The organism is Streptomyces sp. NPDC026394, assembly GCF_055567735.1.
On sequence record NZ_JBVHPX010000028.1, the window covers coordinates 56,752 to 77,642 of the forward strand.

Annotated in this window: 13 protein-coding genes; 5 read left to right on the top strand and 8 right to left on the bottom strand. The window is 71.5% G+C overall.

What is annotated here, in order from left to right:
* Positions 1 to 55: 55 nt before the first annotated feature.
* Together ACZ4QV_RS37445 and ACZ4QV_RS37450 are read right to left on the bottom strand one after the other, a co-directional pair.
* Complete coding sequence (locus ACZ4QV_RS37445) at positions 56 to 475, bottom strand: hypothetical protein (RefSeq protein WP_361590698.1); 420 nt, start codon at positions 473 to 475, stop codon at positions 56 to 58.
* Positions 472 to 972 carry a DUF6232 family protein gene (locus ACZ4QV_RS37450; RefSeq protein WP_361590701.1) on the bottom strand — a complete coding sequence of 167 codons (501 nt, stop codon included), beginning with the start codon at positions 970 to 972 and terminating at the stop codon, positions 472 to 474. Before ACZ4QV_RS37450 ends, ACZ4QV_RS37445 begins: the two co-directional genes overlap by 4 nt.
* A gap of 313 nt (positions 973 to 1,285) precedes the next feature.
* Between ACZ4QV_RS37450 and ACZ4QV_RS37455 the strand changes: the two genes are divergently transcribed.
* Positions 1,286 to 4,432 (top strand): AfsR/SARP family transcriptional regulator, encoded by a 3,147-nt coding sequence (locus ACZ4QV_RS37455; protein ID WP_361637511.1) that lies wholly within the window; start codon positions 1,286 to 1,288, stop codon positions 4,430 to 4,432.
* 146 nt (positions 4,433 to 4,578) lie between these two features.
* Positions 4,579 to 5,745: a serine hydrolase domain-containing protein gene (locus ACZ4QV_RS37460; protein WP_361637485.1), complete on the top strand. Its 1,167-nt coding sequence runs from the start codon at positions 4,579 to 4,581 to the stop codon at positions 5,743 to 5,745.
* A gap of 69 nt (positions 5,746 to 5,814) precedes the next feature.
* Here the strand turns inward: ACZ4QV_RS37460 and ACZ4QV_RS37465 are convergent, their stop codons facing one another.
* Entirely contained in the window at positions 5,815 to 8,235 is a 2,421-nt protein-coding gene (locus tag ACZ4QV_RS37465) for a SpoIIE family protein phosphatase (protein ID WP_467764063.1), read from the bottom strand.
* Positions 8,236 to 8,314: 79 nt separating this feature from the next.
* Entirely contained in the window at positions 8,315 to 12,889 is a 4,575-nt protein-coding gene (locus ACZ4QV_RS37470; RefSeq protein WP_361590707.1) for a HAMP domain-containing protein, read from the bottom strand.
* 966 nt (positions 12,890 to 13,855) lie between these two features.
* On the opposite strand from ACZ4QV_RS37470, the gene ACZ4QV_RS37475 reads away from it, so the two are divergent.
* Together ACZ4QV_RS37475 and ACZ4QV_RS37480 are read left to right on the top strand one after the other, a co-directional pair.
* Positions 13,856 to 14,587, top strand: coding sequence for an HAD family hydrolase (locus ACZ4QV_RS37475; RefSeq protein WP_467764064.1), 732 nt, complete (start codon positions 13,856 to 13,858; stop codon positions 14,585 to 14,587).
* Positions 14,588 to 14,619: 32 nt separating this feature from the next.
* Complete coding sequence (locus ACZ4QV_RS37480) at positions 14,620 to 15,294, top strand: LysE family translocator (protein WP_361590713.1); 675 nt, start codon at positions 14,620 to 14,622, stop codon at positions 15,292 to 15,294.
* Positions 15,295 to 15,331: 37 nt separating this feature from the next.
* Here ACZ4QV_RS37480 and ACZ4QV_RS37485 read toward each other — a convergent pair whose 3' ends face one another.
* The 4 genes from ACZ4QV_RS37485 to ACZ4QV_RS37500 all read right to left on the bottom strand — a co-directional run bounded on the left by ACZ4QV_RS37485 (position 15,332) and on the right by ACZ4QV_RS37500 (position 19,444).
* Positions 15,332 to 16,330 carry a hypothetical protein gene (locus ACZ4QV_RS37485; RefSeq protein ID WP_361159282.1) on the bottom strand — a complete coding sequence of 333 codons (999 nt, stop codon included), beginning with the start codon at positions 16,328 to 16,330 and terminating at the stop codon, positions 15,332 to 15,334.
* A gap of 19 nt (positions 16,331 to 16,349) precedes the next feature.
* Positions 16,350 to 17,117: a hypothetical protein gene (locus tag ACZ4QV_RS37490; RefSeq protein ID WP_361590716.1), complete on the bottom strand. Its 768-nt coding sequence runs from the start codon at positions 17,115 to 17,117 to the stop codon at positions 16,350 to 16,352.
* Position 17,118: 1 nt separating this feature from the next.
* Positions 17,119 to 18,195 carry a class I SAM-dependent methyltransferase gene (locus ACZ4QV_RS37495; protein WP_361590719.1) on the bottom strand — a complete coding sequence of 359 codons (1,077 nt, stop codon included), beginning with the start codon at positions 18,193 to 18,195 and terminating at the stop codon, positions 17,119 to 17,121.
* Positions 18,196 to 18,976: 781 nt separating this feature from the next.
* Positions 18,977 to 19,444 carry a YbaK/EbsC family protein gene (locus tag ACZ4QV_RS37500; RefSeq protein WP_361590725.1) on the bottom strand — a complete coding sequence of 156 codons (468 nt, stop codon included), beginning with the start codon at positions 19,442 to 19,444 and terminating at the stop codon, positions 18,977 to 18,979.
* A gap of 321 nt (positions 19,445 to 19,765) precedes the next feature.
* On the opposite strand from ACZ4QV_RS37500, the gene ACZ4QV_RS37505 reads away from it, so the two are divergent.
* Positions 19,766 to 20,668: an FG-GAP-like repeat-containing protein gene (locus ACZ4QV_RS37505; RefSeq protein WP_361590728.1), complete on the top strand. Its 903-nt coding sequence runs from the start codon at positions 19,766 to 19,768 to the stop codon at positions 20,666 to 20,668.
* Positions 20,669 to 20,891 lie beyond the last annotated feature (223 nt).

The following is a 20,891-nucleotide window of genomic DNA, read 5'->3' on the forward strand; positions in this document are numbered from 1 at the left end:
CGCCCCCTCGCGGCACGTCCGCAACGTCCTCAGAACGCATCAGTGAGGCGCTCGATCAGCGCCCGCGCCGTCTCGTCACCGCCCGCGGCGGCACCGGCCGCGACCGCGCGACGGCGATCGGGGCCAGATACCCCTTGAGCGCCGCCACCGCGCGCCGCACCGCGCCGCGGTCCGGCTGGTCCCGGCCGGCCTCGTCGAGGATGGCCGCCTCGATGGCCGCGGCGTCTTCCAGAACCTCTTCCGCGACGGCCAGGGAGGGCAACTGGCGCAGGGTGTCGGCGACGGCTTCGACCAGGACCTCGAATTCCGGAGCGATCTTCCGTCCGGCTTTCCGGGCGGTGTTCTCCGCGCCGTCGCCCCAGGCCAGTTGCGATTTCACGACATTGCCGTACGTCACCGGCCCCTGCACTTTGCCCGCATTACCGTCGCCGATCTGAAATATCTTGTCGCCGAAGTGCGACGGGATTTCGTTCATCGGGTCACCTTGCCCGTGTTCTGATTGCCGAACTGCTTGATGCTGTCGCCGATGTGGAAGTTCTCCACCTGGAATTGGAACTCAGCCTGCGGATTGTCGATCGCAGCCATGATGGAGTGCGATATCTGCGCCACCAGGTTCTTGTCGGGGCTCGTCAGTACGGCGTAGGGCGCGCCCGCCGTCTCGATGTTGAGCCGGTGCAGCGTACTCCGCGTCGCCGCCATGATCAGCCGGACGAGGACCGAGACGACCAGCACGGCCGCGCCGGCGAGCACGGGCGGGCCGACGAGCATCGCGAGTGCTACGCGCCCGCCGGTGCTGTACAGCAGCATTCCCATGAACACGGCGCACACCGCGAAGCCCCAGGGGCCGACGCGCTTCAGGATCAGCCAGAGTCCGGGCTTCAGCTTGACCGTCGTCACGCAGGCGATGTTGTGCAACGGGTACGCCGCGGTACCGACCCAGAGGACCCGTCGGCTGACCTGGACATTGATCACTTCGCGTTTGTAGAACACGCTTCCCCCGAGGTGGTTCGCTGCCCGAAAAGTCACGGCCGGACCAGCATTGCCGAAAGGCCGCCGGGTGAACAGTGGTTACGCGAAAGCCGGAAGGCGGGTGCGGTGCGTGAACGTTTCCGCAAAGATTCGGCCCCCAAGCACCCAAGCTTCGACGCAACCGACTCCGCGCGCCGGAAAGCCCGCACGGCGAACACCGCCTACGGCATACCGGCCGCCGACGGCACCCCGGCCGCCGCGTCGCTCCCCGTCGCACCGCGCGCCCACCGGCCCGGGGGATACTGGGCCGGTGGGAATGCGGATAGCGGTGCTCGGACCGGTACGGGTCTTCGACGGCGACGGGGCACCGGTCGGCATCGGGGGCGCGAGACCACGCATGCTGCTCGGCCGACTGGCCCTGACGGCGGGCGACATGGTGACACCCGCCGCGCTCATCGACGGACTGTGGGGCACGCGGCCTCCCGCCGACGCGCTCAACTCGCTGCACGCGCTGGTCTACCGGCTGCGCAAAGCCCTCCCCGACGGTGAACTGCTGGAGTCGTCGGGGGCGGGGTACCGCCTCGCGGTACCGAAGGAGCACGTGGACGCCGCCCGCTTCGAAGCGCTGGCGGCCCGCGGCGGACGGGAACTCGCCGTGGGGTCACCCGAGGAGGCGTCCTCGCTGCTCGGCGAGGCGCTCGCGCTGTGGCGGGGGTCCGCGCTGGCCGACGTACGGGAGGCCCCGTTCGCCGGCCCGGCCGGGGACCGGCTGGAGGAACTGCGGAACGCGGCGTTCGAGAACCGCTGCGAGGCGGAGCTGCGACTCGGCCGCCACACCGGAGTCCTGGCCGACCTGGAGGCGGCGTCGGCGGACCATCCGCTACGGGAACGGCCCGCCGCGCTGCGCATGCGCGCGCTGCACGCCGCAGGCCGGCAGTCCGACGCGCTGGCCGTGTTCGAGGACGTCCGCGGCAGGCTCGCCGACGAGCTGGGCGTCGACCCCTCGCCCGAACTGCGCGAAGCCCACCTCGCCGTGCTGCGCGGCGGCGCGGAGCCACCCGTCGTACGGTCCGGTCCGGCGCCCGGCCGGCTACCCGCCCGGCTCACCTCGTTCGTCGGCCGGGATCGCGAGACGGCGCTGCTCGACAGCCTGTTGGAGACCTCCCGGCTGGTCACGGTCGTCGGCCCCGGCGGCGTGGGCAAGACCCGGCTGGCCGTGGAGGCGGCATCCCGGCACCGGGCCCACCGGCAGGGCCGGCTGTGGCTCGTCCCGTTGGCCGCGGCGCGCGTCTCCGACGAGGTGACCGACGCGGTACTGGGGACGCTCAGCACCCCGAACGCGCCACGGCCGCCCGGCGACAGCCGTACGGAACCGCTGGACCAGGTGGCCGAACTGCTCGGCGGCGGCGCGGCCGTACTCGTCCTGGACAACTGCGAGCAGGCCGTCGACGCCGTCGCCGCGTTCGCGCAGGGCATCCTCGAACGGCGCCCGCGGCTGACCGTCCTGGCCACCAGCAGGGAACCCCTGGACGTCATGGGCGAGTCGCTCTGCCGCCTCGGCCCGCTGCCCCTGCCGCCCCCGGGCGCGGACCCGGCCGAGGCCGCCGCGTCGGCCGCCGTACGGCTCTTCGTCGACCGGGCGACGGCCGTACGCCCCGGCTTCACCCCTGACGCGTCCGCCCTGGGCGCGGTGACCGAGGTGGTACGCAGGCTGGACGGCCTGCCGCTCGCCCTCGAACTGGCCGCCGCCCGGCTGCGGTCGATGAGCGCGGAACAGGTCGCCCGGCGGCTCGACGACCGGTTCCGGCTGCTGTCCACGGGCAACCGGGCGGCCCAGCCGCGCCAGCGCACACTGCACGCGGTGATCGAGTGGAGCTGGGAGCTGCTGACCGGCGAGGAACAGGCGCTGGCCCGGCGGATGGCGGTCTTCCCGGCACCGGCCGGAGCCGAGGCCGTCGAGGCGGTCTGTCCGGGCGGGACGCTGACGGCCGGGGACATCCCCTACCTCCTCGGCTCGCTGGTCGACAAGTCTCTCGTGGAGCGGACCGGGGACGGCTACCGGATGCTGGAGACGGTACGGGCGTACGCGGCGGAGCGGCTCCTCCGGGCGGGCGAGCGGGAAGCGGTCCGGGGTCGCCTCGTGCGGCACTTCGCCGACGTGGCCGCGGAGCACGAGCCGCTGCTGCGCTCCGCCCGCCAGCAGGACTCCTTCGCGCTGTTCACCGCCGAGTACGACAACCTGCTGTTCGCGCTGCGGACGGCCGTCGACGCAGGGGACGCGGACGCCGCGACCCGGCTCGTCGGCCCGCTCTACTGGTACTGGAACACGCTGCGTCATGACGCACGGGCCGAAGCCCTCGTGGCCGGAGTGTGCGAACTGGGCGACGCGCTGCCCGCGGACGCCCGTGCCGCCTTCACCGCTATCCGCCTCCTGACCGGCACGGGCGGCCCGGCCCCCGACGCCGAGCGGGTGCGCGCCCTGATCGAGGACTGTGCGCGCACCGGCGCGCTGGAGCGCTACCCGATGCTGCTCCTGGTGATCCTGCCGACGGGCTTTCTGTACGGCCTCGACGAATCGGTGGGGCAGTTGACGCGGGAGGTGCGCGGGCGCCGGGACCGGTGGGCCGTCGGGTGCACGTACCTGGTGGAAGCCTTCACGCGGCACGACCGCGGCGACTGGGCGGGCCGGGTGAGCGCCACGGCCGCCGCTCTGCGCGAGTTCGAGGCGGCGGGCGACCCCTTGTGCACGGCGATGACGCTGGCCGGCACGGCACAGGTGCACTCCATCCGTGGCGAGCACGACCAGGCGGTCGCCGCCTACCGGCGCGGTCTCGCCCTCGTACCCCAGGACGAGATCCAGTACCGGCTCGGTCTCGCCGCCGAACGGATGCGCGGCGGCGACCTGACGGGCGCCCGGCACGACATCGACACCGCCGAACAGGCGGCCCGAGAACGTGGCGACGACCTCCTGCGCATCGGGGCCCTGGCCTGCCGGGCCGACCTGCACCGCCGCGCCGGGGAACTGCACGAGGCAGACCGGCAACTGGACCGGATGACGGCGATCGGCCGAGCGGCCTGTCTGGCCGACGAAGCGGTGGCGGACTGGACCGTGCCGGCCAGGATGGCCAACCTCCTGGCGGCCGGCGACGCCGTACGGGCTCGGGAGCTGCTGCCCAGGACCGTACAAGTCGCCTTCGCGCACCGGGACGCCGCCCCGGCGGCGCAGCAACTGGCCAAGCTGCTGCTGGCGGAGGGCGACGCGGCGGGTGCGGTCACCGCGCTCGGCACGAGCCGGGCCATCCGTGGCGCCTTCGACGAGGGCGACTCCGAGCTGCGCGAACTCACCGCCGAACTCGTGCGGCGGCTCGGCCGCGCGGCGTACGACACGGCGTACGGCCTGGGCGCCGCCACGCCGCGGCAGGAGGCGCTCGACCGCCTGCGTGCGGTGGCCGACAGCGGCTGACGGCCCCTGACAGCGGCCCGGCCGCGCTGTCAGTGGACGGTCAGAGCCCTGTCATCGCCGGGCGGCACCGTCTTCCCCGTACCGAGAAGCGGGCGGACAGCCGGACCCCAGGAGGGGGCCGCGGCGCCCGAGGGGAAGGAACAGACATGACGAACTCCGTGCACATCCGGCGCGAGAAGGTTCAGCAGGTGCTCGACCGGCTGGTGGCAGAGGTGGACGTGCCCGGCATCGTCGCCGAGGTCCGCGACGCGGACGGAACCTGGTTCGGCTCGGCCGGAGTCGCGGACATCGAGTCCCGCCGCCCGCGCCAGGAGGGCGAGCACCTGCACGTCGGCAGCGCCGGCAAGGCGTTCACCGCCGCCACGGTGCTCCAGTTGGAGGCCGAGGGCCGGCTGAGCATCGAGGACACGGTCGAGAAGTGGCTGCCCGGCGCGCTGGACGTGAACGGCTACGACGGCAACAAGATCACCATCAGGCAGTTGCTCAGCAACACCAGCGGCCTGTTCATCACCGGGCTCGCGCCCGAACTGTCGGAGCGCTACGCCACCCGCTCCACGTTCGCCGAGCACCGCTTCGACTCCTGGACCGTGGACGAACTGCTGGCGCTGACGGTGTCCCAGCCCCCCATCCACGAACCGGGCACGGCTTTCGCCTACTCCAACGGCGGCTTCTACCTCGCCGGCATGATCATCGAAAAGGTCACCGGCAACACCTACGCGGAGGAGGTCGCCCGCACCATCGCCGAGCCCCTCGGCCTGACCCAGACCTACGTGCGCCCCGCCGACGAGACCGGCTACCCGGAGCCGCACCCGCGGGCGTATTCGAGCCTGTTCCTGAAGGACGGGGTCGACCCCGCCGACGTCACCGCGGAGAACTGGGAGTCGATGTTCGAGGAGCCCGGCCTGCCGCTCCTCGACACCACCGAATACAACAGCTCCTGGGCCTGGTCGGCCGGCAACGTCATCTCCACCACCAGCGAGATGATCAAGGTGTGCGACGCGTTCGTCTCCGGCAGCCTGCTGCCGGAAGCCCAGCACCGTGCGATGTGGTCCCTGGTCTCCACCGAGGGCGCCCACTGGATGCCGCACGCCGCGTACGGCCTGGGCGTCTTCGAACTGGACCCGGCGGTGACCGGCGGCCACACGCTCCGCGGCCTGGGCGGCAGCATGCAGGGCTCCCACTTCGCCGTCGTCGGCACCCCCGACGGCGAACAGACGATCGCCCTGCACACCAACACCGAGTTCAAGACTTGGCAGGTCCTCTTCCGGACCCTGGAGGCGCAGTTCGGCCTCCCGGCCGTCGAAGGGGTGTGACAGCGCGGACCGGCCCGCCCCGGCCGACGGGGGGCGGGGCGGTCCGGTCCGCGCCCCGCCGGAACCGTCTCAGACCACTTGGACGCCGATGAGGCAGGTGTCGTCGTCGGTGTCGGACTTGCTGTGGGTCAGCAGGCGGTCGAGCCGGTGCTCCAGAGAGGCCGCCGGAGCCCGGGCGGTGGCGAGCAACTGGGCCAGCGACTCGTGGAGGGCGGTGTCCCGCCGCTCGACCAGGCCGTCGGTGTACATCAGGAGGGTGTCGTCCAACGCCAACTGGAGCACCGCCTCCTCGTACGTGGCCTCCGGAAGCGCTCCCAGGAGCAGCCCGCGGACCAGCGGCAGCCGGCTCGCCTCGTGACCGCGGACCAGCACGGGCGGCAGGTGCCCGGCCCGGGCCCAGCGCAGGGTGCGGGTCTCGGGGTCGTACACGCCGCAGACGACCGTGGCGGACACCTGGTCGGTGAGGTGGTGGGCCACGATGTTCAGCCAGGACAGTAGCTGGCCCGGACCGGCTCCGGTGACGGCGAGGCCGCGCAGGGCGTTGCGCAGCACCACCATGCCGGTGGCGGCCTCGATGCCGTGCCCCGCGATGTCACCGACGCAGAGCAGGACGCGCTGCGAGGGCAGCACGACGGCGTCGTACCAGTCGCCGCCCACCAGGGACTCGGTCTCCGCGGGCCGGTAGCGCACGGCGACCTGCAGGCCGGGAGCGTCCATGGGCCCCCGGCTCGGCGGCATGATGGCCTGCTGGAGCTGGAGCGCGAGGCGGTTGCGCTCGGCGGACTGCTGCTCGGTGTGCGCGAGCTGGTCGCGGGTGGCGGCGAGCGCCACCTCCGTCCAGTGCTGGGAGGAGATGTCCTGGTAGGCGCCGCGGACGGAGAGCAGCCCGCCGTCCGCGTCGAGGACCGGCTCGGCGATCACCCGGATGTGCCGGGTGACACCGTCGGGACGCCGGAGGCGGAAGGCGGCCGAGGCCGGGCGCCGGTGGTGCAGCACGGCGCGCTGGAAACGGCCGATGGCGACGCTGTCGTCCGGGTGCGCGTGGGCGGTCAGGTCGTGCAGGGACACGGGGGCGTCGGTGGCCGGCCGGCCGTACAGGGCGAAGAGCTGCGCGTTCCAGGTGATCTCGCCGGTCAGCAGGTTCTCCTCGAAGCCGCCGATCCGGCCGAGCCGCTGGGCGTGCTGGAGGAGGCTGGCCAGCCGGGCGGTCTCGTCCTCGATACGCCAGATGAGCAGCACACCGTTCCCGTGCCGGCTGACGCTGATGTCGGCGACGGCGGCGAGCGGCACCTGGTCCACCAGCGCGGTCAGGGTCATCCGCTGGGCGCGGAAGGGCTCTCCCGTGGCATAGACGCGCTGGACCTTGTCGAACAGTTCACTGTCGTCGGCGGCCATCGGGTACGCCTCCAGCAGCAGCGCGCCGTTGACGAAGCCGCGGGGGCGGCCCGCCGGGTCCATGAAGCGCTCGTTGACGTGGTGGATGCGGAAGTCGGTGAGGTGCCCGTCGGCCGCGAGATGGGGGGTGAGGACGAGCGCCGGGTCGTGCAGCCCGTCCGCCAGGTCCACCAGCTCGGCCACGGCGGGGGAGAGCCGGGCGGCGGACGGACCGTGCTTCCGCGCGTCCGGGGTGCCTTCGAGGGTGTGCGCGCACAGTTGGGCCAGCGCCTCGATCTGACGCATGATCACCGGTGGCTGCGCGGGAAGCGGCTGCTGCCAGCAGATCTCCAGGACACCGTGGATACGGCCGCCGGTTCCGGCGGGCAGCGCCACCCGGCCGCCGAGCGGATGGTGCGGCCGGCCGATCGACGGGATGCCCGTCTCGGCCAGCGAGACGAACCGGACGGTGTCCCGTTCGGTCAGCGCCTGGCGGGCGACGGTGACCACCCCGGGGGGTACGTAGCGCCAGCGCATCGCCTCGTCGGCGGGGAACCCCGCGTGCCCGGCCAGGGTGAGGGACGTGTCCGAGCCCGCGGCCCAGATGGCGACGGCCGTCGCGCCCAGCGGAGTCAGCGCGTGCTGCAGCAGGGAGTCGGCGACGGCCTGGGTGTCGTCGGCGGCCAGCGCGGCGCTCTCGGCGGTACGCAACCGCACCGCGACGGCCGGGTCCGTCTCGTCGTGCCCGGCCCGGGTGCGTTGGAGGAAGGCGTCGGCGAGGTCCGCCACGCGGTCGCGGGCCGCCTGGTTGATGAGGTCCACGGCCAGCTCCAGTTGGGAGACGGCGGCCTGCTCCGCGAGCTCGGTGAGCTGCCGGGTCGCCTGGGCCGGCCCGCAGTGCAGCCGCTCGATCATGATGCCTTTGGCGAGTTCGATCAGCGCACGCCCGTCGGCTGCCGCGTGCGCCGCCTGGACTTCGCTGCGCAGCCGCTCGACCGTGGCGGCCAGGCGGCCGACGGCTGATATCTGATCGGACCGGGCGTCTGCCGGGACGGGGCCGGACCCCGGCGAGACGCCGTCCCCGGACGGGGTGCCGACGTGCTCATAAGTGCTCATGATGCTGCCGATTCTTCGATGCGAGAGGTGCGTTTCGTGAGCAGGTCGGGGGAGGCGCCCGGTTGGCCGGACACCGCCTTCAGGGGGTCAGCCACCGGCGGACACAGGCGATCAGGTCGTTGGTGTCCACCGGCTTGGTGACGTAGTCGGTGGCCCCGGAGGCGAGGCTCTTCTCGCGGTCCCCGGGCATGGCCTTGGCCGTGACGGCGATGATGGGCAGATGGGCGTGGGCCGGCATCTGCCGGATCTCCGCCGTCGCGGTGTAGCCGTCCATTTCGGGCATCATCACGTCCATCAGGATGAGGTCGATGTCCGGATGCTCGATCAGCGTCTCGATTCCCTTGCGCCCGTCCTCCGCGTGGCGGACGTTCAGGCCGTGCAGTTCCAGGATGCTGCTGAGCGCGTACAGATTGCGGGCGTCGTCGTCGACGACGAGGACCGTACGGCCGCTGAGGCTGTCGTCGACGGGCTGCGGAGCCTGCTGTACGGGCTCCTCCGGCCGTACCAGCGGCAGGACGTCACCGGGCTGCTCGGCGGACAGGTGCAGGGCGATGCGCTCCCGCAGCTCGTCGAGGCTGGAGAGCAGCTCCAGCGGCTGGGTACCGGCACGCGCCTGCAGAACGCGTTCCTGCTCCGCCTCCAGGCGCCTGCTGTTGTGCGCGAGGACGGCGACGGTGCGTACGGCGGCGTCACCGTCCATCGCGTCCAGGAACCGCAGGGCTTCACCGTCGGCCATGTCCAGGTCGAGCACCACGCAGTGGAACGGCCCGGCGGCCAGCGCCCCGGCGGCCTCATGGGCACCGACCGCGGAGACGACCTCGATGTGCTCCTGGCGGTCGCCCAGGTCCTGGCCGCCGGTGAACTCGGCGACCGCGCTGTCGGCCACATGGGAGAGCAGCCCGCGGGCCCGCTCCTCGATCACCAGCAGCCGGCGCGGCTGCGCGGGAGCCGCGACGGGCGTACGCGGCTGACGCTCGCGCTCCTCGTCCCGCGCGTCCGCCGCCTCCAGGGCCGGTGCCGGGCCGGTCTGCTCCTGGAAGTCGGCGCGTGCCACCGGCAGGTAGAGGGTGAAGGCGCTGCCCCGGCCGGGCGTGCTCTCGGCGGTCACGGCGCCGCCCAGGAGGTGCGCGATCTCGCGGCTGATGGACAGCCCCAGGCCGGTGCCGCCGTACTTGCGGCTGGTGGTGCCGTCCGCCTGCTGGAACGCCCCGAAGATCACGTCCAGCTGCTGCTCGGCGATGCCGATACCGGTGTCCTGGACGCGGAAGGCGACCACGGGGCCGCCGCGCAGGACGGTCTCGGGCAGTTCCCTGTCGGCGGCGGGCTCGATCCGCAGCTCGACGCTGCCCTGCTCGGTGAACTTGACCGCGTTGGACAGGAGGTTGCGCAGGACCTGACGCAGCCGCGCGTCGTCGGTGAGCAGGTCCATCGGCACCCCGGCCGCGGCACTGATGCTGAAATCGAGACTCTTCTGCGTGGTCAGCGGCCGGAACGTCGCCTCGACGTAGTCCAGGAGCTGCCGCAGCGCCACCCGCTCCGGGGTGATGTCCATCTTGCCCGCCTCGACCTTCGACAGGTCGAGGATGTCGTTGATGAGCTGGAGCAGGTCCGAGCCGGCGGAGTGGATGATGCCCGCGTACTCGACCTGCTTGGGCGTGAGGTTGCGCGTCGGGTTCTGCGCCAGCAACTGCGCCAGGATGAGCAGGCTGTTGAGCGGTGTCCGCAGCTCGTGACTCATGTTGGCCAGGAACTCCGACTTGTACTTCGACGCCAGCGACAACTGCCGCGCCCGGTCCTCCAGCTCCTGCCGCGCCTGCTCGATCTCCAGGTTCTTGGTCTCGATGTCGCGGTTCTGCGAGGCGAGCAGCTCCGCCTTCTCCTCCAGCTCCGCGTTGGAACGTTGGAGCTCCTCCTGCTGCCGGGTCAGCTCCCCGGAGCGGGCCTGCAACTCCCCGGCCAGCCGCTGCGACTCCTCCAGCAGCTCGTCGGTACGTGCGTTGGCGACGATGGTGTTGACGTTGACGCCCACCATCTCCATGAGCTGTTCGAGGAAGTCCCGGTGCACCGGCGTGAAGAGGGTGAAGGACGCCAGCTCGATGACGCCGAGGACCTGGTCCTCGACAATGATCGGCAGCACGATCAGGCTGCCCGGCGCGGTCTGGCCCAGGCCGCAGGAGATGCTGATGTAGTCGGCCGGCACGCCGTCGGCGACGATCGGCCGGCGGCTGCGGGCGGCCTGGCCGACCAGGGACTCGCCCAGCCCGAAGCGGTCGTGCCCCGTGCTGTCGGCGGGCCGGCCGTACGCGCCGACGAGCCGGAGCACGGTGCCCTGTCCGTTCTCCTCGGCCAGGTAGAAGGCGCCGTACTGGGCCGAGACGAGCGGGGTCAGTTCGTCCATGACCAGCTCGGCGACGACCGCGAGGTCCCGGTGGCCCTGCATCAGCCCGGAGATGCGGGCCAGGTTGCTCTTGAGCCAGTCCTGCTCCTGGTTGGCGCGGGTGGTCTCGCGCAGGGACCGCACCATGGAGTTGATGTTGTCCTTCAGCTCCGCGACCTCGCCCGAGGCGTCCACCGTGATGGAGCGGGTCAGGTCGCCCTCGGCGACCGCGCTGGTCACCTCGGCGATGGCCCGTACCTGCCGGGTGAGGTTGCCGGCCAGCTCGTTGACGTTCTCGGTCAGGCGTTTCCAGGTGCCCGACACGCCCTCGACCTCGGCCTGCCCGCCGAGCCGCCCCTCGCTGCCGACCTCGCGTGCGACACGGGTGACCTCGGAGGCGAAGGAGGACAACTGGTCGACCATGGTGTTGATGGTGGTCTTCAGCTCCAGGATCTCGCCCCGGGCGTCGACGTCGATCTTCTTCGACAGGTCACCGTTGGCCACGGCCGTCGTGACCTGGGCGATGTTGCGCACCTGCCCGGTCAGGTTGTTGGCCATCGAGTTGACGTTGTCGGTCAGGTCCTTCCACGTACCGGCCACGTTCGGTACCCGGGCCTGGCCGCCGAGCATCCCTTCCGTGCCGACCTCGCGGGCCACCCGGGTCACCTCGTCGGCGAAGGCCGACAGCGTGTCGACCATCGTGTTGATCACGCCGGCCAGCGCGGCGACCTCGCCCTTCGCCTCCACCATGATCTTCTGCGACAGATCACCCTTGGCGACCGCGGCGGCCACCTGGGCGATCGAGCGCACCTGCCCGGTCAGGTTGGAGGCCATCACGTTGACGTTGTCGGTCAGGTCCTTCCAGGTGCCCGACACGCCCCGTACGGTGGCCTGCCCGCCGAGGTTGCCCTCGGTGCCGACCTCGCGGGCCACCCGCGTCACCTCGTCGGCGAAGGCCGAGAGCTGGTCGACCATGGTGTTGATGGTGCTCTTCAGCTCCAGGATCTCGCCGCGGGCGTCCACGCGGATCTTCTGTGACAGGTCGCCCTGCGCCACGGCGGTGGTGACCTCGGCGATGGACCGCACCTGTGCCGTGAGGTTGTCCGCCATCACGTTGACGGACTCGGTCAGGTCCTTCCACGTACCGGAGACGCCCTTGACGTCGGCCTGGCCGCCGAGCCGCCCCTCCGTGCCGACCTCGCGGGCGACGCGGGTGACTTCGTCGGCGAAGGCGGAGAGCTGGTCGACCATGGTGTTGATGGTGTTCTTCAGCTTCAGGATCTCGCCGCGGGCGTCCACGGTGATCTTCTGCGACAGGTCGCCCTGGGCCACCGAGGTCGCGACCGCCGCAATGGAACGGACCTGGGAAGTGAGGTTTCCGGCCATGAAGTTGACCGAGTCGGTCAGGTCCCGCCAGGTGCCGCCCACCCCGGGCACCTGAGCCTGGCCGCCGAGCCGTCCTTCGGTGCCGACCTCGCGGGCGACGCGGGTGACTTCGTCGGCGAAGGCGGAGAGCTGGTCGACCATGGTGTTGATGGTGGTCTTCAGTTCCAGGATCTCGCCGCGGGCGTCCACGGTGATCTTCTGCGACAGGTCGCCCCGGGCTACCGCCGTGGTCACCTGCGCGATGTTGCGCACCTGCGAAGTGAGGTTTCCGGCCATGAAGTTGACCGAGTCGGTCAGGTCCCGCCAGGTGCCGCCCACCCCGGGCACCTCGGCCTGCCCGCCGAGCCGCCCCTCGCTGCCGACCTCGCGGGCGACGCGGGTGACTTCGTCGGCGAAGGCGGAGAGCTGGTCGACCATCGTGTTGACGGTGTTCTTCAGCTCCAGGATCTCGCCTTGCGCATCGACGTCGATCTTCTGCGACAGGTCGCCCCGGGCGACCGCGGTGGCCACCTGTGCGATGTCGCGCACCTGGGTGGTCAGGTTGCCGGCCATCACGTTCACCGAGTCGGTCAGGTCGGCCCAGGTGCCGGAGACGCCCGGGACCTCGGCCTGGCCGCCGAGCCGGCCCTCGCTGCCGACCTCGCGCGCCACCCGGGTCACTTCCGAGGTGAACTGGGACAGTTGGTCGACCATGCCGTTGAAGACGGTCGCGATCTCGCCGAGCAGTCCGTCGTCCTCCTCCGGGAGCCGCGTCCCGAAGTTCCCGTCGCGTACGGCCGTCAGCCCCGCGAGCAGTTGCCGCAGCTCCGGCTCACCGACTCTTTCTCCCGTACGCCCCGGCCTCGTCCGCGACACCGGATGTGCGTTGTCGTCCGCCGCCCCTGCAGCCATGCCCCGACCTCGTTCCACTTACCGGACCCCCTGCGCAGGGCACGACGGCGCTGTGGTCCCTGCCTCAAAGGCGTGCACACCTGTGCCTCACGCCGACACCTCGTCACCTTGCCGCACGGCAAGTACCCGGAGAATACCGCGAGGTGTCACATCGGAAGACAGGAAAAGCTCATACTTGTCCCGGCCCGGTTCTGGACCCGGACCCTGATTCTGTGCACCCGCTGCGGCGTTCATGCCGGCCCCCGACGCGGTCGCGGCGACGGCGGTCTTCGTCCATCGGCCCGGGGCCCGGCCCCGTCGTGCTTTCGCGCGCGGGCGCCCACCGCGCCCGCCGTTCTGCCACCACACCCACACGCCCTGCGCCTTCCTGAGTACGTTCCGGGCAATCATCAGGAAGACGGCGGAGAACAGCCGGCGCACCGGGACCCCAATCCGGTTCCGTGAGACCGAGGCGTCACCCTCAACGAGTCTGCGGCACACAGGTGACGGCTCGGCGTGATGATATTTCGTCGGCACGGAAACACGACCGCGGCCGGAGATTTCGGCAGGCGATCCGAAAATCTGTTTTCCCGCACCGTCGGCGTAGCCCATTAGGGTTACCGCCGCTTGTGCTGCGGTGGTGTGCTGGTCAGGATGCGCTGACGTCGCCGAAGAAGCCCAGTGGGGCCTCGGTATGGCAAGGCCCGGCCCTCTCGATCGGGGAATCGTGGAAGAGGGGGGCCTGTCGGCTGCCCGGCGGCATCACCGGCCTCGACAGCCTCTGGGTGGCGTCGTCGATCGCCGCCAATCGGCTCCCGCGCCGCTTCGGCCTGTAGGACCCCCGTATGGTCATCGATTCCTTCACGGCGGACCGCATGTTCACGCCAATCTTCTCGCCATGGTGCGGACGGGGACGGGCGGCCGCGCTCACGCGGGCAGACGCGGAACAGCGGCTCGGCCGCGGTCACCGACAAGGAAGGCGGCACGATGCCGATGGCGACGACACCCGGCCCCCCGGCGGCGGTGATCTTCGATCTGGACGGCACGCTGGTCGACAGCCGGAGTGCGTACCTCGCCGCGGAGCAACAGGCCCTCGCCCACTTCGGGTACCGCCACTTCACCGCCGCCGACCACGCGGAGTTCGTCGGGGTGGGCATGCGCGAGATGTGGCAGCGCGTCGTGGCGACGCGCCGCGTGGCGGCCGGTGCCGACGAGCTGCTGGAGCTGAGCAACCGGCTGTACCTGGACCGGATGCGGCGCTCGGTGCCGCTCCACCGGGGGACCGTGCACCTGGCCGAACTCCTGCACGAAGCCGGTGTGCCGCTGGCGGTGGCGTCGGGGTCCTCGCGCCAGGTGATCGACACGGTGCTGACGTCCGGCCGCCTGGACCGGCTCTTCACCGTGTGTGTCTCGGTCGAGGACGTCCCCAGAGGAAAGCCGGACCCGGCCGTCTTCCTGGAGGCCGCACGGCAACTGGCGGTTCCGGCGGACGCGTGTGTGGCCGTGGAAGACGCCGCCACGGGGGTCGTCGCGGCCCTGCGGGCCGGGATGCGGTGCGTCGCGGTCACCGGAGCGGCCGCCCGCGGATGTCCGCGGGCCGTCCGTTCGGGGCAACTGCTGATTGCCGAACACGCGCATTTCGACGCGCACGAAGTCGTACGCCGGATCGGCGCGGCGAGAAATGCCGCGCCGCCGCGCACCACAAAGACACCGGGGTGAGAGACGCGAGAAGTCGGGGGTATACGTCCTTCATGTTTTCCGATGTGTCCTGGGCCGCTTTCTTCCCCTCCGCGTTGCTGCTGGCGGCGACGCCCGGAGCCAATCAGCTGCTGGCGCTGCGCAACGGCGTCCGGCACGGGTTACGTCCGGCGCTCGGCGCCTCGCTCGGCCGGTTCACCGCGTTCACCCTGATGGTGATCGCCGTGGCCGCCGGGCTGGGCGCCGTCCTGACCAGGTCGGCAGTGGCTTTCAACGTCATCAAGTGGTGCGGGGTGGCCTACCTGCTGTGGCTGGGACTACAGACCCTGCGTACGGCGCTGCGCGCGAAGCACGCCCCGGAATCCGGGCCCGGGAATGAAGAACCGGAAAGCCCCGAAGGAGAACAGAACGCGCGCCGGAAGGTACCGGGATGGCGGCTGGCGCGGCAGGAGTTCATCGTGGCGGTGACGAATCCCAAAGCGCTGATCCTGTTCGCCGTATTCCTGCCGCAGTTCCTGTCCCGCGACGCCCACCGGGTCACCGCTCCGCTGCTGGCCCTGGGCCTCGCCTATATCGCGGTGGAATTCTGCTGCGCCTGGGGATATGCCGCCCTCGGCGGCCGGCTGAAGAAAGCGGGGATCGGCAGCGGCACCCGGCGGCGCCTGGACGTGGTCACCGCCGTCGCGATGTGGGGCCTGGCCGGCTGGCTGGCGACGGAGAACCGGTGAGCGGCCCGCACGCGCGGGCCGCTCGGGGGAGCAGGGGTCAGCCGCGCGCCGCGGAACGGCGGGCGAGCGGACGGATCGGTATGTCCTCGCGGCGGCAGTAGGACGCCGGGCGGCGGACGGCGCGCCGCAGCGCGTTCCAGTTGTTCAGGGTGCGGACCAGCCCGTCGTCCGGAGCGCTGTGCCAGAACCGGTTCTCGTCCTGGTCACCGAGGAGCGGGCAGAACAGCGACACGGCGAGCGTGATGCGATGGCCGCGGGTGACCGGGGTGACGGCGTGGTAGACCCTGCTGCCCCGGGTGAACATCGTGTCGCCGACGTGCCGGAACGGCGCGACGTGCACATCGGGGTGCCGGGGCCCCTGACCGGTGATCTCCTCTCGCCGGGCTTCGAAGTCCCGCGGGTGCCCGCGGTAGTAGATGTAGTCGCCGCCCTGGTGTTCCGCGTGGTCCGACAGGGTCATGGTGAAGACGTAGTTCATGCCGTCCAGGTGCCACTTGGCCACCAGCGGCGCCCGCGAGGCGTCGGCGGCCGCCTCGTAGTAGTTGATCTGCACGCCGGCGTCGCGCAGCGGGTGCGGGATCAGCGGCACTCCGACCAGACGCGAGACGGTGTCCAGGAAGACCGGGTCGCGGACCATGGCGTGCACGAACGGGGACAGGGACTCGACCCCGCGAAGCCGCCGGGAGACGACGTAGTCGTTGTGGACGGCGCTGGCTTCGAGGTTCTGGCAGATGCCGCGCAGCGCCGCCGCGCCGTCCGGGGTCAGCAGCCGTACGGGGCCGGTCATGGCGAGGTCGTCGACCAGGTCCGCCCGGCCGTGCAGTTCGCTCTCCCCGTAGCCGAACGAGGCCATCCGGGCCGCGACGGGGGGCCGTTCCGCCGCGGGAGCGACATAGGACGAATGCCAGGCAGGTTCCGCCGCGGCCCGGTACGGTGCCGCGATGCGGGACCCCGTGTGCAGGGACCTCCGGAGCCGGTCCAGGCCGGTGGTGATCGTCGCGACGCGTGTCTCTTCGGTGGCGAGTGTGGTCGTCACTGCTCCTCCTCGGTGTACGTCAGCGGGCGGCGGCGCGGAAACGTGCCGCCTGATGTTCCTGGTCACGCACCCATTCGTCGTGCACGGCCGCCAGCGGGTCGTCGAGCAGGAGCCGGGCCAGGCTGTTGCCGTCCTTCCACGGCTCGGCGGCCGAACGCATCACCAGCACCAACGTGATCCGCTCCCCGTCCTGGAGGGGCTGGGCGGTGTGCAGGAGCCGCCGTCCCTGCATGAGCACCGCGTGCCCGGTGCGCTGCGGCACGGCGGCATGCTCCTCGGAGGACAGTCGCCGCCCCTGCTCCAGCAGCCGCCGCCCGCGCTCCGGGCTCCCCCGGAAGATCAGCGTGGAGCCGCCCCGGTCCGGGCCGGCGGTGTGCAGCGGAATCAGCTCGACCAGGGCGGCCCCGTCCGTGTGGTGGTCGATGGGCACCTCGCCCGGACGGTAGAAGTTGATGTGCGAGGCGGCCCGGGTGATCGGGTACGGCTCCAGTTCCGTACCGGCCAGTTCGCTCAGCGCGCGCAACCGGTCCCGGTCGTGCATCAGCGTCTTCACCGCCGGAATGGCCTCGTGGGCGGCGCGCAGGTGGCGCAGCCCCAGATAGCGGTCGGCGCTCTGCGCCTCCCACTCGGTCCGGGCCAGCGCGCGGGCCTCGTCGAGGACGGTGGCGAGCAGGTCCGCCGGATAGCCGTGCTCGTAGCGGGCGTATCCGAGGTCGCACACGGCGTCGACGTCGTACGCGTGGCCGGTGATGCTGCTCAGCTCGCGGCGTTCGAGCAGGCGGTGCATGTCACGTCCTCTCGCTCACGGTGATCACGGCGGTCAGTGAGTGTCCGACGCCCAGGCCGCAGGCCAGCCGGTGTTCGACGGCCCGCAGCCCGCGCGCGAGCATCGGCCCGGCGACGTCGGGCGGCAGGTGTCCCGTGGGATCCTGCGACGCGGCCGCGTCCAGGACGGCGTTCCACTGGGAACGGAACCGGCCGAAGAACGCACGCACCGCCTCGGGCGAGTCGTCCGGCACCCGCGGTGCGCGCAGCTGCTCCAGCGGCACCATCGTCCCCGACTCGAGCTGGTTGATCAGCGAGCGGTAGGGCGGCAGCCCGGGGTTGAAGTGGCCGGTGGCGGTGTGGCGGCCGACCATGATGGAACGGTCGAACAGCCTGCGGCGCCGGACCTGGCAGCCCGCGTCCGCCGCCGCCGCGCTGATGCAGGCGTTGAGGTGGTGTGCGTCCCAGAAGGTCATGGGGACGTCCTGGGTCCGCCGGTCGCTCTGGAAGAAACTCATCCGGTACGGCCAGCGGGTGCGGCCCCACTGGGGCAGCCACTCCAGGGAATGGCGGCCGAGTACGTCGATGACGGCCACGGACCGGGTGTGGTTGCGCCGTACGATGTCGAACAGCCGGGTCAAGGTGGCCTGCAGCTCGTCCTCGGTCAGGTGCGAGTACGGCACGCCGCAGGACAGGTAGAGGTCGAACGGTGTCTCGGGCAGATCGGTACGGACGTCACCGTGCCAGAACTCGGCGTCGTCCTCCTCGTGATGCGTACGGGCCGCCAGGCTCAACAGCCCCTCGTCGAGGTCGAGTCCCCGGTAGGTCAGGCGGGGCAGGCCGGACAGATCGCGGGTGGCGCTCAGGGCCCGCAGCAGGTGCAGCCCCTCACCCGCGCCGCACCCGATGTCCATCACGCTCAGGTCCTGCCGCTGCGGCACCTCGGCGAGTGCGGCCTGCAGGATGGCGAAAGTGACCGGCTCCTCCCAGAGCTTCTTGACGGGATCGCGACGGTGCGGCGAGGTGTAGTGGTCGACGCCCGGGGCGTACAGGGCGTCGTTGGCGGACTCGTGCTCCGGTGACGCAACACTGCTGTGCATGAGTCTCCCTTGCTGCTTGCGGTGTGCAGTTGCACGTGCCACCGACCCATGAACGTAAGCATCGCAAGAGAGCGAACCAGCCACTCCGGCACCAACCGCCCCTTGAGACGGCGCAGGTCGTCTGTTCGACCGAGGGATGGCGAGGTACTTGAAGATGACGCGATCCGGCTGCGGGCGCGGGCTCGAAACTCAACGCGGCCTGCGAAGGCGGTCGTTGAGGAAGCGCCGGAGGACGCGTGTCCGGCGCCGCTCGCACGGTACGCGACCGATGCGCGTCGGCGCGTCCTTACCGGGGTGGCAGGGCCGAGAACCGCAGACCGCTTTCGGCCGCCGGGAGGTCCAGGCCCTGTGTGAGGAGAAGCAACTCTCTCCCGGCTTCGCTTCGGCCGTGAAGTTGATGCATCCGAGCTTGCCGCGCACCGCACCGTTCGCGCGGTGCTCGAAGTGGGACTGGTCACCGGCGCTGAAAGCGGATGTGAAATGGCCGTGGACGAAGGTGTTGACGAGCTTCCACCGGATGCCGAAGAAGTCGCCCCTCCTGGCCTGGGTGAGTGCGATGTCGTCGCCTCGTCGACTGCGGAGATGCGGCGAGGGCGGTTCCTGCGCGTACCGGCGTTCCGTGGAGAGCGCGAGCTTCCCACTGATGGCCTTCCGCACCCTCTTCTCGAAGCCCCTCACCTTCCGCCTGGCGGCCCACGTCCGGATTGCACGGCCCCGGCCCGCCCATCGGCGCGGCCGGCGACGGGGAGGGCGCGGGGGGTGGGGCCAGGTCCCTGCCCGATCAGGCGCCCACGGCGACGGCCTCGCCTCCCGTCAGGTCGAGCAGTTCCGCGAAAGTGGTGCGGAACATGGCGTGCGGCAGCCCGCCGCCGGCCCAGACCTGGTCGTGGTCGGCCAGCGCGGTGTCCACCAGGGTCCGCAGCGGCGCGGGATGGCCGACGGGGGCCACGCCGCCGACTTCCTGGCCCGTGGCCGCCAGAACGAATTCCGCGGTGGCGCGGCGTACTTTGCGTACGCCGACGTGGGCCGCCGCCTTCTTCAGGTCCACCCGGTGACCGCCGCTGGCCACGATGAGCAGCGGTGCGCCGTCGGCCTCGAAGACAAGGCTGTTGGCGATGGCGCCGACCGGACAGTCCAGCAGTTCCGCCGCGGCCGCTGCGGTGGGTGCCGGGCCGGGCAGTTCGGTGATGCCACCCACGTGGCCGTGCGCGGTCAGGGTGGTACGGACGTGGTCCACTGCTGATGTCACGGGTACTCCAGGCGTACGGATGGTCTGCTTCCCGGCGGCGAGCCGTTCCGACGGGACGCTACCCGCCGGTCGTACGCGCCGACCAACACCGCCCCCCTCGCGCCGAAGGGACGCCGTGCTGCCCAGCGACCGGCGACGTCCGCCCCGCCCCTGCCCCGCTCCCGCTCCCTCTGCGACCGCCGACTTGGCTATATCGCCGCACGTACCAAACGTTTTGCCAACTACCCGACCAACTGGCGGTATTGTCGCGAAAAACGACCGATGCCGCCTGTATTGCGGATATAACCAGTCAGAGCGGCGCGCTCCCCTGGGGGGGAAACCGTGTTAAGAACGAACCGAGCACGTCGCCGTACCCGCCTGGCGCTGGCCGCGGCCGCCACGGCCGTCGCGACCTTCCTGCCGGTGGCCGCCGCCACGGCCGCCCCGGCCGGCGCCCCCGTCACCGCACCCGCGGTGCGGGCGGAGCTGCCCGCCTCCGAACGGCCGGCCCTGTACGCCAGGGACCAGTCCGGAGTGCTGTGGCAGTACGAGGGCACCGGCTACTCGGCCAAGCCCTTCAAGACCCCGGTGCGGGTCGGCTCCGGCTGGACCTACCGCCAGGTCACCTCGCTCGCGGGGACGACCGCCGACGGCAAGGGCGACCTGGCGGCCGTCGACCGGGACGGGACGCTGTACTTCTACCAGGGCACCGGCAACCCCTCCGCCCCCTTCGCCCGGCGCATCAAGGTCGGGGGCGGCTGGGACCGGTACGTCAGCATCGCGGGCGCCACGGACGCCAACAACGACGGCAAGAACGACCTGGTGGCCCGCGACCGCGAGGGCGTCCTGTGGTTCTACGCGGGCACGGGCGACCCCAGCGCCCCCTTCGCGCCCCCGGTGCGCGTGGGCGGCGGCTGGAACGCGTACGACATCGTGACCACCTACAGCGAGGGCGTGCTGGCCCGCGACCACGACGGCGTCCTGTGGGCCTACAAGACCACCGGTTCCAGCCGCCCCGACGAGCCGTTCTACCGTCGTGTGCAGGTGGGGTCCGGTTGGAGCCGCTACACCGACTTCGTCGGTGTCCGGGACATCGACGGCGACAAGCTGGCAGACGTGGTGGCCCGCGACGCCGACGGCAAGCTGTGGCTGCACCATGGCGTACGCAGCCAGGGCATCGTCTTCCCCATGGACGGGGCCCTGCCGATCGGCGGCGGCTGGAACGCTTACACGATGCTCTTCTAGGAAGAGACCGGGCCCTCGCCGCAGCAGCACACGCGGACCACGAGCGTGGCGAACAACTGGGGGCGGTGCACGGGGCGTTCCGCCGGCCGGTCATGCGGGACAAGGCCACCTCGGCGGCCAGAGCGCCGAGTCGGCGCTTCTGCGGGCGTGCCGCGGCCAGGGGGTCAGGGGCAGACCGGACGCCGTGACGACTTCGTCGTCGTACGACACGACGGCCAAGTCC